Origin of the sequence: Sediminibacterium ginsengisoli (assembly GCF_900167075.1) — a bacterium.
Taxonomy (GTDB): Bacteria; Bacteroidota; Bacteroidia; order Chitinophagales; family Chitinophagaceae; genus Sediminibacterium; species Sediminibacterium ginsengisoli.
Map to the genome: position 1 here is coordinate 286,607 of NZ_FUWH01000004.1, position 14,886 is coordinate 301,492.

General features: G+C 46.4%; 13 protein-coding genes. 11 read left to right on the forward strand and 2 right to left on the reverse strand.

The window, feature by feature from the left end; translation table 11 throughout:
• Positions 1-15 precede the first annotated feature (15 nt).
• The 6 genes from B5D42_RS09490 (at position 16) to B5D42_RS09515 (ending at position 4,740) form a co-directional block, all read left to right on the forward strand.
• Complete coding sequence (locus B5D42_RS09490; RefSeq protein WP_078831238.1) at positions 16-816, forward strand: TerC family protein; 801 nt, start codon at positions 16-18, stop codon at positions 814-816.
• A gap of 72 nt (positions 817-888) precedes the next feature.
• Complete coding sequence (locus B5D42_RS09495; protein ID WP_078831239.1) at positions 889-1,530, forward strand: hypothetical protein; 642 nt, start codon at positions 889-891, stop codon at positions 1,528-1,530.
• A gap of 54 nt (positions 1,531-1,584) precedes the next feature.
• Positions 1,585-1,884 (forward strand): winged helix-turn-helix domain-containing protein, encoded by a 300-nt coding sequence (locus B5D42_RS09500; RefSeq protein ID WP_078831240.1) that lies wholly within the window; start codon positions 1,585-1,587, stop codon positions 1,882-1,884.
• 42 nt (positions 1,885-1,926) lie between these two features.
• Positions 1,927-3,723, forward strand: a complete 1,797-nt coding sequence (gene creD, locus B5D42_RS09505) for a cell envelope integrity protein CreD (protein WP_078831241.1) — start codon at positions 1,927-1,929, stop codon at positions 3,721-3,723.
• Positions 3,724-3,730: 7 nt separating this feature from the next.
• Complete coding sequence (locus tag B5D42_RS09510) at positions 3,731-4,093, forward strand: diacylglycerol kinase family protein (RefSeq protein ID WP_078831331.1); 363 nt, start codon at positions 3,731-3,733, stop codon at positions 4,091-4,093.
• A complete protein-coding gene (locus B5D42_RS09515; protein ID WP_078831242.1) occupies positions 4,090-4,740 on the forward strand; it encodes a DUF1361 domain-containing protein in 651 nt (216 codons plus the stop codon). The genes B5D42_RS09510 and B5D42_RS09515 overlap by 4 nt, the downstream gene beginning before the upstream one ends.
• 20 nt (positions 4,741-4,760) lie before the next feature.
• Here B5D42_RS09515 and B5D42_RS09520 read toward each other — a convergent pair whose 3' ends face one another.
• Complete coding sequence (locus B5D42_RS09520; protein WP_078831243.1) at positions 4,761-8,147, reverse strand: hypothetical protein; 3,387 nt, start codon at positions 8,145-8,147, stop codon at positions 4,761-4,763.
• 62 nt (positions 8,148-8,209) lie between these two features.
• Here B5D42_RS09520 and B5D42_RS09525 point away from each other — a divergent pair, with 62 nt between their 5' ends.
• Complete coding sequence (locus tag B5D42_RS09525) at positions 8,210-8,854, forward strand: MBL fold metallo-hydrolase (RefSeq protein ID WP_078831244.1); 645 nt, start codon at positions 8,210-8,212, stop codon at positions 8,852-8,854.
• Here the strand turns inward: B5D42_RS09525 and B5D42_RS09530 are convergent.
• Positions 8,840-11,044, reverse strand: coding sequence for a hypothetical protein (locus tag B5D42_RS09530; RefSeq protein ID WP_176112960.1), 2,205 nt, complete (start codon positions 11,042-11,044; stop codon positions 8,840-8,842). The genes B5D42_RS09525 and B5D42_RS09530 overlap by 15 nt on opposite strands.
• Before the next feature lie 146 nt (positions 11,045-11,190).
• Here B5D42_RS09530 and B5D42_RS09535 point away from each other — a divergent pair, with 146 nt between their 5' ends.
• The 4 genes from B5D42_RS09535 to B5D42_RS09550 all read left to right on the forward strand — a co-directional run bounded on the left by B5D42_RS09535 (position 11,191) and on the right by B5D42_RS09550 (position 14,883).
• Complete coding sequence (locus B5D42_RS09535) at positions 11,191-11,871, forward strand: response regulator transcription factor (protein ID WP_078831246.1); 681 nt, start codon at positions 11,191-11,193, stop codon at positions 11,869-11,871.
• A gap of 45 nt (positions 11,872-11,916) precedes the next feature.
• Positions 11,917-12,966, forward strand: coding sequence for a sensor histidine kinase (locus tag B5D42_RS09540; RefSeq protein WP_078831247.1), 1,050 nt, complete (start codon positions 11,917-11,919; stop codon positions 12,964-12,966).
• A gap of 174 nt (positions 12,967-13,140) precedes the next feature.
• Complete coding sequence (locus tag B5D42_RS09545) at positions 13,141-13,788, forward strand: DUF47 domain-containing protein (protein WP_078831248.1); 648 nt, start codon at positions 13,141-13,143, stop codon at positions 13,786-13,788.
• A gap of 81 nt (positions 13,789-13,869) precedes the next feature.
• Positions 13,870-14,883 carry an inorganic phosphate transporter gene (locus B5D42_RS09550; protein ID WP_078831249.1) on the forward strand — a complete coding sequence of 338 codons (1,014 nt, stop codon included), beginning with the start codon at positions 13,870-13,872 and terminating at the stop codon, positions 14,881-14,883.
• Positions 14,884-14,886: the final 3 nt, after the last annotated feature.

Genomic DNA, 14,886 nt, shown 5'->3' on the forward strand with positions numbered 1-14,886 from the left:
TATATACATCAATCCATGGAAGCCCTTTTCAGCACCGAAAGCCTTATTAGTTTTATTGTACTGGTTATTCTTGAAGTAGTACTTGGAATCGATAACGTGATCTTCGTGAGCATTATCATGAATCGTTTGCCCAAGTCTTTGCAGAAAAAGGCGAGGTTCACCTGGATGGTCACAGGTATGATCACCAGGAGTATTTTACTTTTCGGGCTTAGCTGGTTGTTATCCCAGAAAGGCAAGCCATTGTTCAGTGCTTTCGGGAAAAACTTTGATATTGCCAGCCTGGTCATGCTCGCCGGCGGTCTGTTCCTGATCTACAAGACTGTAATGGAAATCCACCACAAACTCGAGGGCGATGAACATACACATGCTGCAACAGGCGCAAATGTAAAGACCATCAGCTTCGGCAAAGCCATTGCAGAGATCATCCTGATCGATATGGTGTTCAGCTTCGACAGCATCATTACAGCAGGAGGTACAGCCAAACATATTGAGATCATGATCGCGGCGGTAGTGCTGGCCATGGTACTGATGTTCCTGTTCAGTCCGGGCATAGCATCCTTTATCCATAAACATCCTACCTTAAAAATGCTGGCCCTTTCCTTTCTCGTGATGATCGGGTTCGTATTACTGGTAGAAGGCTGGGACAGTGAAAGAACGCACGACCTGCATCTGAAGAACTACGTTTATTTTGCCATGGCCTTCTCTTTCAGCGTGGAATTGCTGAATATGCGCCTGCGTAAGAAAATGAGCGGTCAGCCTCCCGTTGAATTGCGTGAGCCAAGGCTTGACGACGAAGACGCTAAGCTCAAATCCTAAAAAAAAGCAAAATCACCTGTTTTCTTTGAGGTTTGCAATAAATGCATTTACTTTGAATTACAAAGTACTTTTATGGAGACAGAACAATCCCCTATCGCATCGATCCACAACATCCGCCAGATGATGGAGCGCAGCAGCAGGTTCATCAGCCTGAGCGGCCTCAGTGGCATTGGTGCCGGCATCTGCGCTTTGTTAGGTGCAGCTTATGCCTGGCAGCTAAAGAACGGTCTGGAGGAAGCGGGAATTGATTATCGTTCACTTGCCTTCGCCACAGGCAGCGATCTGCAGAAACAACTGCTGGCAGCTGGTGCCTGTACTTTTATCGCTGCGCTCTGTGTAGCGGTCTTCTTTACCTACCTGCGCAGTAAAAAAACAGGCGTAGCCATCTGGGGAACAACTGCCCGCCGTCTTTTGTGGAATACCTCGGTACCACTTGCCATCGGTGGTATTGTAGTATACAGGTTACTTGACCTGGGACTGGGAGGCCTGGTTGCACCCTGTTGTCTTTTGTTTTATGGACTGGCCCTGATCAACGGAAGTAAATATACTGTGGGAGAAATTAAATGGCTGGGCTACTGCCAGCTGGTTCTCGGCGTGATCAACCTGTGGATGATCGGTCACGGACTCATTTTGTGGGCCATTGGCTTTGGCGTTCTGCATATTGTATACGGAATTGCCATGTGGTTGAAATATGAACGCAACAATAATAACTAGTCAGCCGCCGGCGCTGCAGGTTTATCTTGCAGCCGGTTGAACAAGCTTTACTTCATGAAGAACCCGATAGAAAACCTCAATAAGATATTCGACAGCCGGATCCGGCTGGGGATTATGAGTGCCGTGATGGTGAACGAAGGCTTGAATTTCAACGAGCTTAAGGAACTGATCGAAGTCACCGACGGTAACCTTGCCAGCCATCTCAAAACCCTTGAGGAAAATGAATTCATCAAAGTGAAAAAGGGATTTATAGGCCGTAAAACCAATACCACTTATTCCATCACCAAAACCGGTGAGAAAGCTTTCAGAACGCACCTGGAAGCACTGGAACAAATGATCCGTAAGCTGGGATAATTTTTTTTGCTTAAACACTTTGAAATACAAAGCACTTTTAAAATGAAAAAGTACAGTAACACTTCGATGGCTGTAAGACTCTGGTGTCATAGCTTTCTTCTGCTTTCAGCCGGCATCTGCATCTGGGCACTGACCGGCAATAATACAGATTCAGCTGATTTTTCTCTGTTTCTGCTTATGCTTGTTCCCATTGCCGCATCAATAGGAAGTTTACCGGCTTTATTCATCTATATCCTCGCTTTTCCGTTTATCAACAGGGATGAACATTCTTACAGAAACAGGTGGCTGAAGCTTTTTCTCCTGAATACGGTGATTGTTACAGGTTATACAATGCTTTCCCTTCTATTTGTTGGCTTCGGTTTATTCTATGACATCATCAATACGTTGAGATGGGTATTTATTCCCCTGTTCCTCTGCAGCCAGTTTACGCTTTTATTCAATACAAGGATTCTTTATAACAACTATTTCATCACTTCAGCATTTACTATCATTCAAACCCAAAACCATATACAAATGACACAAGACGAAACCCCGGTGAGCAATGCCATCAACACCATCAAAAAAGGCAGCAGCCCTATGATCAAAGGTCTTATCACCGGCATACTGATCCTGCTTCTGCTCATCCCTACCGCATTTATTGCCAATCTTGTTACAGAAAGAGAACAGCGCCAGAAAGCAGTTGTACAGGACGTCAGCAGCAAATGGGCCGGTGCGCAGACCATCACTGGTCCGTATGTTTTCATCCCTTATACCGTTACAGATAAAACTGAGGCTGGAAAGATCATTACGAGAAAGAAACACTTCATTTTATTACCGGATGAGCTGGACGTATCAGGTTCTCTTGAAACACAGGAAAGGCAGCGCTCTATTTACAAAGTGTTGCTTTACCAGTCGGCGCTTAAAACAACCGGCCGATTTATTCCTGCATTACCAACCGGTGTATCTGCAGATCAGTTGCTGCTCAATGAAGCCAGGATCTGCGTTGGCATTTCCGATTTCAAGGGCATTGAGCAAAAGATAGATGTAACGATAAATGGCGCGCCTTACACGCTCTCGCCGGGCCTGCCAACAGACGACATCGATAAAACAGGTTTATCCGCACCTTTACTCAATGGCCTCGCCGGTTTTCAGCAACCGCTGGATTTTAAAACAGCACTGCACCTCAAAGGCAGCGGCCAGTTGCATTTTGTTCCCCTGGCTGGTAACAGTTCCTTTACGCTCGCATCTGCCTATCCTAATCCTTCCTTCGATGGTAATTCACTTCCGGCAACAAGGTCGGTAACGGAAAAAGGATTTACGGCACGCTGGAATTTCAATAAAGCAAATCTTCCATTCTCCACTGTTCTTACCGATGCAGGGCTGCCCAAAGAGCAACTGAAATTCGGGGTGAATATCCTGCAGACATCGGATCAGTACGTGAAAACAAGCAAGAGCGTTAAATATGCGCTGCTATTCATCGGCCTTACGTTTTCCTTCTTCTTCATTATTGAGCTGATGCAGCAAAAACCTATGCACCCGGTGCAGTATGTACTGGTTGGACTGGCGCTCGTGATCTTCTATACGCTCCTGCTTTCTTTCAGTGAATTCATCGCATTCGACCTGGCTTATATCATATCCGCAGCTGCCACTATTCTGCTGATCGCTGTCTATGCTGCATCACATTTCAAAAACTGGAAGACGGGTGTAATTTTTGCCTCGCTGCTCGCTGCGTTGTATGGTTTTATCTTTGTACTGATCAGACTGGAAGATACTGCGCTGCTCGTAGGAAGTATCGGCCTTTTTCTGATCCTGGCCCTGGCCATGCGCGCCAGCCGGAAGATCAACTGGTATGCTCATTAATATTATTATGAATAAACAATCGCTTTTATCCGCGTTCCGCTACGCTTTTCAAGGCCTGTCTGCCTTTATCAGAACCGATAGGAACGGCCGGATACATATTGGAGCCGCCTTGCTTGCTGTTGCAGGCGGCTTCTTCTTTTCCATCTCCGCTGTGGAATGGTGCCTGGTACTTTTCTGTTGCGGACTTGTATGCTGCACGGAAATGCTCAATCATGCGCTTGAAAAATTATGTGATGCCGTACACCCGGAAAAACATCCGCTGATCAAACAGGCGAAGGATGTTGCTGCGGCTGCCGTTTTGTTCGCATCGCTGATCAGTGCAATAACTGGTCTTATCATTTTTTTACCCAAATTCATTTCATTGTTATGAAACTGCATATTTCAGGATTAAGCAAAATGCTGTTGCTGTCCTGCATGTTCACAATGGTTCTTTTATTCATCAGGATAATCTGGACAGGTCAGCCTGATTATGGTTTTTATCCATGGAATACCTTCCTTGCCGCTATTCCATACATCATGGGCTGCCGGCTTCAGCAATACAACAAACTCGGTCCGGGTGCTTTTGCAACTGCAGTGATCTGGCTTTTATTTCTGCCCAACGCGCCTTACCTGCTGACCGATATTTTTCATTTTGAAGAAAGGCCCGGATTCCCGGTCTGGTTCGACATGATCATGGTTTCATCCGGTTCCTGGAACGGATTGATTCTCGGAGTGATCTCACTGATGCAGTTCGAAACATTCCTTGCAAAACTGGTAAAACCGTTCTGGGTTAAGGTTGGCATGTTTACAGGACTGCTGCTGTGCAGTTACGGTATTTTCATCGGTCGTTATCTCCGTTTCAACAGCTGGGATGTTTTCACAAGCCCTAAAATGATCATTTCATCTTCGGCACACCATTTCCTGCTGCCGCATCATTACATCTCTTTATGGGCATTTACATTCCTGTTCACCGTGCTGTTATGTGTTGTCTATTTTACCGTAAAAAAACTGCCCCGCCTTTTACAGGCAGGGCAGTGATATCATGATATCTGGATAGATTAAAAGTCAAATCCTAAAGAGAAATACCATACCGGCTGACCTTTGAAAATGCCTTTCATCGGCCATCCAGCATCCACTTTCATAAAGTAGCCCAGCAGCGTGGTTCTTGCACCAAAACCATAACCACCTGCAAATGGTCCGAGGCCGCCTGCATCTATTTTCACGATGATCGGTGAACCCGGATCGCCCACTACTTCACCCGGACGTTTAATGCCGTTGTATTTACCATTCCATGCTGTACCCAGGTCTACGAACTGTACCAGCTGGAAGTTGCGGATGAATGCATTGTTGATAGGTCTGTTGATCAGCGTTGCAAACACAGGGAAACGGAATTCACTGTTGATCACAAACGCATTGTTACCATTGGCAATGTTCTGCTTGTAGCCGCGCATATTAACCGCGAGCGACTGGAAGCTGTACGACTGATCCTGAGCCGGTGTGTTCTTGTCGTTGAACTTAGGCGCGATCCAGCCGTCTACACCACCGAGGTAGTAAATGAATTTTTGTCCGCCCCATGAGAAATCTGCCGCGGCCCTTGCTGCCCAGATAAAGTTGCGGTAGATTTTATAGTAATGCCTTGCATCGAAACCAAAGTTGAAGGTTGGTTTTCCGTTCTGGTTAACGGTGGATTTCTGCAAAGGCATATTCATGTCTATATAAACTTTATACCGCAGGCCATTCCAGATATTCTGTGTTGGGTTGATGGTATTATCATGAACATATTCGAGCCTTGTGGTTACATTCTTCATCACGGTATCCGGTATCGGCAGGGTAAACTGGTTGGTAGATTTCAGGATACCACGGTCTGTACGATAACCGATAATTGCTCTCAGGCTCTTCACTTCGTTGAACGGATAGGTAAAGTTTGCCTGATAAAGACTGGTGATGATCTTATTTGAAATAGTAGTAAGGAACTGGCCACCCGGTGTGGTGATCAGCGCGTCTGAGGTGTTGGTCACATTACTGCGGTAATAGGTAACACCCCAATCCAGTCTCCTGCGCAGGTTCTGGAAGGTAAAGAACAGGTCCTTATCTGCCAGGTTGGTTCCGAAACGCAGGCCGCCTACAAATTTAATGTCTTCGAACAGGTCGCTCACACCCATCTGCAGATTGAAGTTAAGGTCGTTGCCGTTGTTCAGCTGGATCGGACCCGCACCGCCTGCATAAGGCTGGAACCTGTTGATCAGTAATTTATTACTGAAACCGCTCAATACATAATCGCTTGAGAATTTCAGCCTGTAATCGAAGAGTTTCGATTTGGTGAGCACGGATATCTTTTCTTTAGCGGGTTGCTGCCTGTTCCAGAAAGCCTGTGTTGTATCCGGTTTTTCATCCGCAAATTCATTCTGGAAGAAGTTGTTCTTCGATTTGGTTGTATCTGCCGCCGGTTGTTTGGAGTAAACAGTAGCTTTACCATCAGATACTTTCTGTGCATCGATCACGCGCTTCATATATTCTGTAGGACGGGCGTTTACATTACGCTTCATCAGCGCCTGTTCGTCTACTTTAAGTTTGTAAAGGAACTTATAGTCGCCTTCCCTGCGCACTTCGCTCACCAGGCCATTGTCGCCGGCTATACGTGTTTCAAGCAATGAGCTCTGGTAATTCGTGATCGGGAAGCTATAGGTTGAGTCTTTGTATACCTGGAAATAGCTTACACTATCCGGTTCCTGTTTCTGCCATGCGCGGAGTGTGGAATCGAATTCTTTGGGTGACGGGTTACGCAGCAACTCATCACCGATATGATACAATGTATCGAGGCCATCTCTCTGTGTGGAGAAGAAACCTGCCCAGCGGTTGGCAATACCGTTCTCATCAGATACGTAGGTAAAGTGATTGGTATTATACTGCATCGGGTAGCTCGCGTTTCCGTTCTTCACGTTGGTGAGCTGTGTGATCTGTTTTTCCTTGCTCTTGTTCAGGATATCCACCATGAAAATGTTATAGTGGTATTTACTCGGCAATACCGTATCCTGGTTAGGGGCATTTGGCGATGGCCTGTTTGAAGCGAAGATGATACCTGAACGGTTAGGGAACGATACAAATGTCGGGTTCAGATCATCATATACATCGTTGGTGATCTGTTCGCTTTTGTTCTGATCGATCTTGTAGGTGAAGATATCGGTATGGCCATTTTTAACGGCGCTGAGGATCAGTGTATTTGCATCCAGCATGAACGATGCATCAAGGATCTGGTCGAAACCTGTGATCTCCTGTTTGAAACGTTTGAACCTCGCAATTACATCGTATACAAACATCTTGATCTTTCCGCTTTCCCAATAAACTACGAGCAGGCGTGATCCCTTACCATCCCATGCCAGGATCGGGTAACGCGGGTTCACATCGGTCTGGTTGGTACGTACACCGCTTTTGAGCAGCACTTTCGCATTGTAGAAATTCTCCATCAGTTTCACACTGTAGATCCCTTTCTTGAATTCAACCACACCATAGGTTGTACTCCTCGGATTAGGATTTGCCTGGAAACGGAAATAATCGTTCTTTGAAATATCTTCTGAAACGTTGAGTTGTCCTTTGGGCTGATTACGGCGCTGACGCAGGTCTTTTGAATAACGCTCCTGCTCATACTGCATGAAATCGCTCAGTACTTCCTTGAATTTTTTCTTGCATACACGCTCGCAGGCATTGTTCAGGTTCTTATAGATCCTGGCCAGGTAAAGCAGGTAGGAAACATTCTCTTTTTTATACTTGTCCGCAATATAATACCAGAAAGCATGTCCCGCCAGTAACGGTTTTTCAAAAGCAAACTGGTAAAAGGAATTATAGCTGCCGCCGAGCATGGCACTTTTCAGTTCGTCATCTTTTTCCGTACTCCAGTTCTCTGCGGTATAAGACACATAACCATCGATCATCCACTTGGGCAGATCGAGCAATGCCTGGTTACTGGCAAATTCGCCGATATCTTCCCCGAAAAGCAGGTTATCGGTCAGCACACGTGCAAGACCTTCCCGGATCTGTCTTTTCAGGTGTGCGTGGTCGCCATCGAAATAAACAACCAGCTTATTGTTCACGAGTTTGGTTAAACCACCTGCACTCTGCCAGTCGCTGCCCAGCCCGATATTGCTGCTTTTGTAATCATTGTAGTTATTGTAAACGATCACATTTGCCCTTCTCTGGAGCGAATATTCCACAAAATTCTCTATCGAAGGAAGCTCTTCTTCAGCAACCTGCGCCACAAATTTGCCTAATTCTACTCCACCCTGGGCCACATAGGTATTAAAGTTTGGCGACTGGTAAAATTTCCATGCGAACTTCTTATGCTGAACCCGGTTTTTACCGAATTCTACAGCATTTACCTGCGATTCTGAAAATAGGGGAAATAAAAAAACGGCGAAACTCAACCATTTAGCAATTCGATTCCGTTGCATATCCGAACTTTAGTGTTTTAAAATTAGTCAATTACCACCAAAACCCCGTCAAAAAAACGTTTATGTTGTCGATAAAGTCTTTTGAATTCAGTCCGATACAGGAAAATACTTACCTGCTTTATGACGATCAGGGCAAAGCTATTATAATTGACCCCGGATGTTACTTCGGCGTTGAACATGAAACGTTAAAAAATTTCATTACCCGGAACGGGCTTAGCCCCGTTCAACTCCTGAATACGCACTGCCACCTGGACCATGTTTTTGGTAACAAATGGGTGCACGAACAATATGGACTTGAGCTTTATTTACATCCGGAAGAGGAGCAGGTGCTGGCTTATGCCCCTACCGCCGGTATCCGGTGGTCGCTGCCGTTCGACAATTATGAAGGTCCGCTCCATTTCCTGGAAGCCGGCGATACCGTTACCCTTGGGAACAGTACGCTGAAAGTGCTTTTCACGCCCGGTCATTCTCCCGGCAGCATTTGCTTTTATTCTGAAGAACAGGGATTTGTGATCGGTGGCGATGTACTCTTTTACGAAAGCATCGGCCGCACCGATCTGCCGCTGGGCGATCATGAAACGTTGCTGCGTAGTATCCGTGAACAGTTGTTCACGCTGCCGGACAATACGGTCGTATACCCCGGTCATGGCCGCAGCACTACCATCGGCTATGAAAAAAGGAATAACCCGTTCTTACTCGGTACCTGAGCTTTTCATGGCCTTGGTGTAAGCCATGATGAAAATGGCACCCAGGTTTTTATGCGGCGGAATATAGTCGTCGAACTTTTCTTTCATGCCACTGCCGCTGAATCTTGCTTTGAGGCCGCGCCAGAGTTCATCCCAGTTCAGATCCTTGCCCAGCCTTAACCGGTCGCTGATGGCATCGATCAGTCCCTGGTTCACGCTGCCCGTACCTGTTTGCTTGGAAGAAATGATCTGAGCACGCGGACAGATCTTAAGCACATCATTCAGTTTCTGGTAGCCGCCGCAACTTCCAAGCAGTACTACTTTGGCGCTTGACGGAAGGCGGTCGATCGTTTCCTGTAAGTAATAGCTGTGGCCGCGGTGTATCACAACCGTTGGTTCGATCTCCCTTTCGTACATATAACTGATCAGGCTGTCCTGGGCTTTTGTATCCAGTTCTTCTTTTTCATCAAGCGGCAGGTTGGCATAAATAGTGACCGGCGTCCCTTTTACAGAATTGATCTCTACCCAGTTCGGCGTGCGGGTAATGCGCCAGTTGGCATTGCTGAACCTGGCCATGAAAGCACTGAAATAGTTTTTGGCATCTTTATCGCCATATGAGAATTGCTGCATGATGATCCTGCCCTTGTCGTCTTTAAGCAGTGATGCCGGCATGTAATAAACCGGGTCTATTCCAAGCGTGGCCGACACATCGATATGATTGACCGAATCCATCGAAAGGAAAATGGTATTGAGCAGATGATAGATCACTTCGCCGCGCTTGTTGCCTTCCTGCTGTGAAGACTGGAGATTTTTCTGCACTTCATTCAGGATCAGTTTACGTGTCTGTTTATTATAAATGCTGGCATAGGAATCGGCCACATCCACGGCATCTTCAAGGGTTTTGGTTCTCTCAAGTCCGTCCACGAACTGTTGCATCAGCTTGTCCGATCTTTCCTTGTTCATTCGTTTCAGGAAATCATCGAGCGTGTTGTAAGCTGCCGACATTTTGATGAACTTCTTGTAAAAATCATAGTGCACCAGCTGCAGCAAAGTATCTGATCCGGGATGCTTCATCCTTTTAAAAATGCGCGGATACACACCGGATACAAAGCTGGAGGTATAGATCTCTTCTTCGCCCAATACTGCCAGGTAATACAATTCCTGGGAATTGAGCGGGTCGAGTCTTTTGAAACGGATATTTTCATTCGCCACATCGTGCAGCGCATTGATCTCCGTAATATATCTTTCAACTGCCTTGAATCTTAATTTTTCAGTAAGTACATCTGCCACCATCGGCGTATCGCCCTGCCTGATGCGTTCAGCGTAACCAATACGGGTTTTCACCAGGAGTTTGTAATAACCATCGGAAGAATCGTTCAGCACATAAGGGCGGATCGAGTCCATGGTGATCTTTCCGCGATAAAGATCGTCGAGGAAAGGAAAATACATCCGGCCCGTTTTATTCATGGCCAGCTGGCTGATCATTTTAACGAGCGGATTATCAACAGCGCGGATGCGTTTTCCGAGCGCATCCGGTGCTGCGGCGTAATTGTAAAACTCCTCCTGATCGTGGAAAGCAGCACTGACGATCAGGCTGTCGGCAAAAGATATCTCGGGATATTTGCTCAGCACTCGCAGGATATTACCCGGATCTCGCTGGCAGGTTTTAAGTACCAGCATTTCTTTCGCATCACGCATGCCTACGTTGTCTTTAAAGGCAAAATTGTCGAGCAGTATATTCCCCACTTCCAGTTCATAATCGGATACTACCGTTGCGATCGACTTGCCCTGTATGTCCAGTTTCATGGCATCGCTGTAGGCTTTTACCAATGCAGGCAACGTAACGCTTTTAACGATCTTTGCCCGGTATTGGGAGATAAATCCCTGCAGCATTTCATTCACACCGCGCAACCATTTGTATTTGGCATTAACATCGAGCGATTCATTCAGTTCGATCTCTGCACGCATATTGTTTACGGAGATCCTGACAGAGCGGTTAATGGCCGCATTCAGCCTGGGGTCTTCGGTGATGGGGAGGATGGTATCCTTACGACTGTGCAGCCTGGCGATGGTTTGCATGGAAGCCAGGATATTGTCATGATGCAATTGCCGCATGGCCGGGATAGCCGGCATGGTCACTTCTTTCTGGGCAGGAAGCAGGTTTACCAGTAACAGACAGCATGCTAAAAAGTAAAATTTCTTCATTTTCATATCCTTCTGCAAAAATACTGCCAATCAGGATATTAACCGTTATACCCGCAAACAGGCCGGTTTTAGCTTGTTAACAATAACATAATGAGCGTAAACCCGCATATTCCCCCGGTTAAAAATTAATTTTGTGTAAATTTAGTGTTAACATGGAAGGCAAGCCGAAGCAGATATTGATAGCAGACGACGAGCAGGATATCCTTGAGATCATCAGTTATAACCTGAGTAAGGAAGGATACGAGGTTTATACGGCAAAAGACGGCAATGAAGCGCTTGAAAGGGCACGCCAGCTACATCCAGACCTGATTATCCTGGACATTATGATGCCGAAAAAGACCGGGGTGGAAGTATGCGAGATCCTGCGTACCCAGCCGCTTTTCCAGGACACACTCATCATTTTCCTTACAGCACTGAATGACGAAGGTTCGCAGATCAAAGGCCTGGAGACCGGTGCCGATGATTATGTAAGCAAGCCGGTAAGTCCGAAAGTGCTGGTAAGCCGCGTGAATGCATTGTTCAGGCGTCTGAACAACAAGGAAAACGGCAAAAATATCCGCATAGGCAATATCGACATCGATCCTGTTAAATTCCTGGTAACGATCGACAATCATGAAGTGGTACTGGCCAAAAAGGAATTTGAACTGATCCATCTGCTGGCATCGCGTCCAGGCAGGGTATTCCTGCGCAACGAGATCCTTTCCCAGATCTGGGGCAATGATGTGATCGTGGGCGACCGGACCATCGACGTGCACATCCGTAAAGTAAGACAGAAACTGGGTGTTGACTGTATTACTACCGTAAAGGGTGTTGGCTATAAATTTGAGCTGTAACGGGTCATTTTAGCTTATCTTGACCCAGCATCAACCGCCTCCGGCATGTTCAAAACAAAAAATCTATCTCCGCAGCAGCTTTCGGCATTTACAGCGCTGATCTTATCGGTGCCGATCTCGATCGGGATCTGGGTGCTGCGTCCGTCATGGGTCATTGCGCTGGTATCTTTTATTGTTACGTTCATCGGCAGCTACCTGATGATCCGCTTTGTACTGGAATCTTTTATTTACCGGAAAATAAAGCTGATCTATAAATTCATCTACCAGACGAAAGCGTCTAAAAGGGAAGAGACCTATTATAAGTATATTCTGCCGCAGAAAGGAATCGATGAAGTACGGGCCGATGTGGAGAAATGGGCAGAACAGCGAAGCGCAGAGATAGAATCGCTGAAAAAGAACGAGGCCTACCGCAAGGAATTCCTGCAGAACCTGGCACATGAGTTCAAAACGCCCATTTTTGCCATACAGGGTTATATCGATTCGCTGCTGGATGGCGCCATGGAAAATCCCGAACTGGCCAAACGCTTCCTGGAAAATGCATCGCGTAATGTGGTGCGGATGGTAAACCTGGCGGAAGACCTCGACGAGATCTCCCGGCTGGAAAGCGGCGAACAGCCTTTGTACAAACAGAACTTCATCATACAGGAGCTGATTAAGGAAGTGTATGAGACGCTTTCCATCAAGACTTCGGCACGTAATATCAGATGTTCCATCAAAAAAGGCTGTGAATACCCGATTGCAGTGTTTGCCGATAAGGAAAAAATAAGGCAGGTGATCAATAACCTGCTCGAAAACGCAGCCAAGTACGGCAAACAGGACGGCAGCATCGTAGCCAGCATTTACAAGACCGACGGCGAGCATGTACTGATAGAATTCAGTGATGACGGCATCGGAATCGCCGAAGAGCACCTGCCCCGGATCTTCGAAAGATTTTACAGAACGGACCGGGGGCGCAGTCGTGACGGCGGCGGAACAGGGCTTGGACTGGCCATCTGCAAACACATTATTGAGGCCCATGGCCAGACCATGCATGTACGCAGCAAGGTGGATGTGGGAACCACCATCGGGTTTACACTTGATGCAAGGCGGGATTAACTGTAGGCTAGATATATGGTAAGCACCATTATCCCGGTGTTATCGGTAAAATATTTGTATATTAACATTCAATACGAAAAAAGCGGAAAAGCTCAATGTTACCTAATCATTAACTTTTTGCATCACCCTCGGCATGAATAGGTTAAGCCTATTTTTGCGTAAATTTTTATCGTTATGGGTCTTAATACTTTCGGGCGCATGTTTATGCCAAAGAATAAAGTCTTCTATGAATTATTTGAAGACGTTGCAGAAAAAGGTCACGAAATGGGCCTGAAACTCAAAGAGATGGTTCACGAGCCGGATGTTAACAAAAGAGCGGCCGTGTTAGCACAGATTGAAGACCTGGAACATAAGAACGACGATAATACCCACCGTATTTTCACAGAACTGGGGCGGAATTTCATCACTCCGTTCGACAGGGAAGACATCCACTACCTGGCGTCATCTCTGGATGATATCGCGGATTACATATTCGCTTCAGCTAAAAAAATCAGCTTTTACAATGTAAACCCCAAGGATACCGGCATCCAGAAAATGGCCGACCTGATCCTGCAGGGAACGGTAGAGATCAAGAAAGCGGTACTGGGCCTTCGCGACATGAAGAACCTGCGTGAGATGACTGAAGCCATGGTAAAAGTAAACAGCATTGAGAACCAGGCAGATGATGTGTTCGACATGAGCATTGAAATGCTCTTCCAGCAGGAGAACGATTTCAAGGAAGTGATCAAGAAGCGGGAGATCTACCAGGTAATGGAGATCGCTACCGATAAATGCGAAGACGCTGCCAATGTTATCGAATCCATCATTATCAAATATGCTTAACCGGTTTGTTCCGGCTATTCTGGATCACAGCCTTACCGGCATGAATGACGGGCTGTTCTTAACAAACTCCACTTACCGCTTATGTTAACCATATTGATCATTATTATTGTGCTGGCTTTTGTATTTGATTATATCAACGGCTTTCACGATGCTGCCAACGCAATTGCAACGATCGTTTCCACCAAAGTATTAACGCCCTTCCAGGCCGTTGTCTGGGCTGCACTTTTCAACTTCGGCGCTTTCTTTATTTCCAAATACATCATTGGCGGATTTGGTATTGCGGATACCATTGCCAAAAGCGTTGTGCTGCAGAAAGGAGATACCATGGCCTTATATGTGATCCTTGCCGGGTTGCTTTCAGCTATTGTATGGAACCTGATCACCTGGTGGTTCGGTATTCCTTCCAGTTCTTCACACGCGCTGATCGGCGGTATGATCGGTGCGGCGGTTGCGCATTACCAGACATTCGGTGTTGTGGTAGCGCAGAAAGTATTGCCGATTATCGGTTTCATTGTACTCGCTCCGCTCATTGGTATGTTCGTGGCTTTTGTCATAACCATTATCATCGTGAATCTATGTAAGCGCGCCAATCCTTACAAAGCGGAAAGATGGTTCAAAAGGCTGCAGCTGGTATCATCGGCATTGTTCAGTCTTGGTCATGGCAGTAATGACGCCCAGAAAGTAATGGGACTGATCGGTGCCGCCATGGTAGCGAGCAATTATATTCCCGACCTGAAATCTATTCCAGACTGGGTTCCGCTCTCCTGCTTTATTGCCATTGGTCTCGGAACCATGAGTGGCGGCTGGAAAATCGTTAAAACGATGGGAACGCGTATCACCAAAGTAACGCCGCTGGAAGGCGTGGCTGCAGAAACTGCGGGAGCCATCACCTTATTCTTCACAGAACATTTCAAAATACCGGTAAGTACCACACATACCATTACCGGTTCTATCATCGGCGTAGGTGCAACCAAAAGGCTGAGTGCCGTTCGCTGGGGAGTTACCGTTAACCTGTTATGGGCCTGGGTACTCACCATTCCTGTATCAGCGATCATGGCTGCTATTTTCTTTTATATCATGAAAATATTCGCCTGATCT

Bases quoted from the DNA above. Each gene is read 5' to 3' on its own strand.
- B5D42_RS09490 (WP_078831238.1), top strand. From the start codon at position 16: ATGGAAGCCCTTTTCAGCACCGAAAGCCTTATTAGTTTTATTGTACTG.
- B5D42_RS09495 (WP_078831239.1), top strand. From the start codon at position 889: ATGGAGACAGAACAATCCCCTATCGCATCGATCCACAACATCCGCCAG.
- B5D42_RS09500 (WP_078831240.1), top strand. From the start codon at position 1,585: ATGAAGAACCCGATAGAAAACCTCAATAAGATATTCGACAGCCGGATC.
- creD (WP_078831241.1), top strand. From the start codon at position 1,927: ATGAAAAAGTACAGTAACACTTCGATGGCTGTAAGACTCTGGTGTCAT.
- B5D42_RS09510 (WP_078831331.1), top strand. From the start codon at position 3,731: ATGAATAAACAATCGCTTTTATCCGCGTTCCGCTACGCTTTTCAAGGC.
- B5D42_RS09515 (WP_078831242.1), top strand. From the start codon at position 4,090: ATGAAACTGCATATTTCAGGATTAAGCAAAATGCTGTTGCTGTCCTGC.
- B5D42_RS09520 (WP_078831243.1), bottom strand. From the start codon at position 8,147: ATGCAACGGAATCGAATTGCTAAATGGTTGAGTTTCGCCGTTTTTTTA.
- B5D42_RS09525 (WP_078831244.1), top strand. From the start codon at position 8,210: ATGTTGTCGATAAAGTCTTTTGAATTCAGTCCGATACAGGAAAATACT.
- B5D42_RS09530 (WP_176112960.1), bottom strand. From the start codon at position 11,044: ATGAAAATGAAGAAATTTTACTTTTTAGCATGCTGTCTGTTACTGGTA.
- B5D42_RS09535 (WP_078831246.1), top strand. From the start codon at position 11,191: ATGGAAGGCAAGCCGAAGCAGATATTGATAGCAGACGACGAGCAGGAT.
- B5D42_RS09540 (WP_078831247.1), top strand. From the start codon at position 11,917: ATGTTCAAAACAAAAAATCTATCTCCGCAGCAGCTTTCGGCATTTACA.
- B5D42_RS09545 (WP_078831248.1), top strand. From the start codon at position 13,141: ATGGGTCTTAATACTTTCGGGCGCATGTTTATGCCAAAGAATAAAGTC.
- B5D42_RS09550 (WP_078831249.1), top strand. From the start codon at position 13,870: ATGTTAACCATATTGATCATTATTATTGTGCTGGCTTTTGTATTTGAT.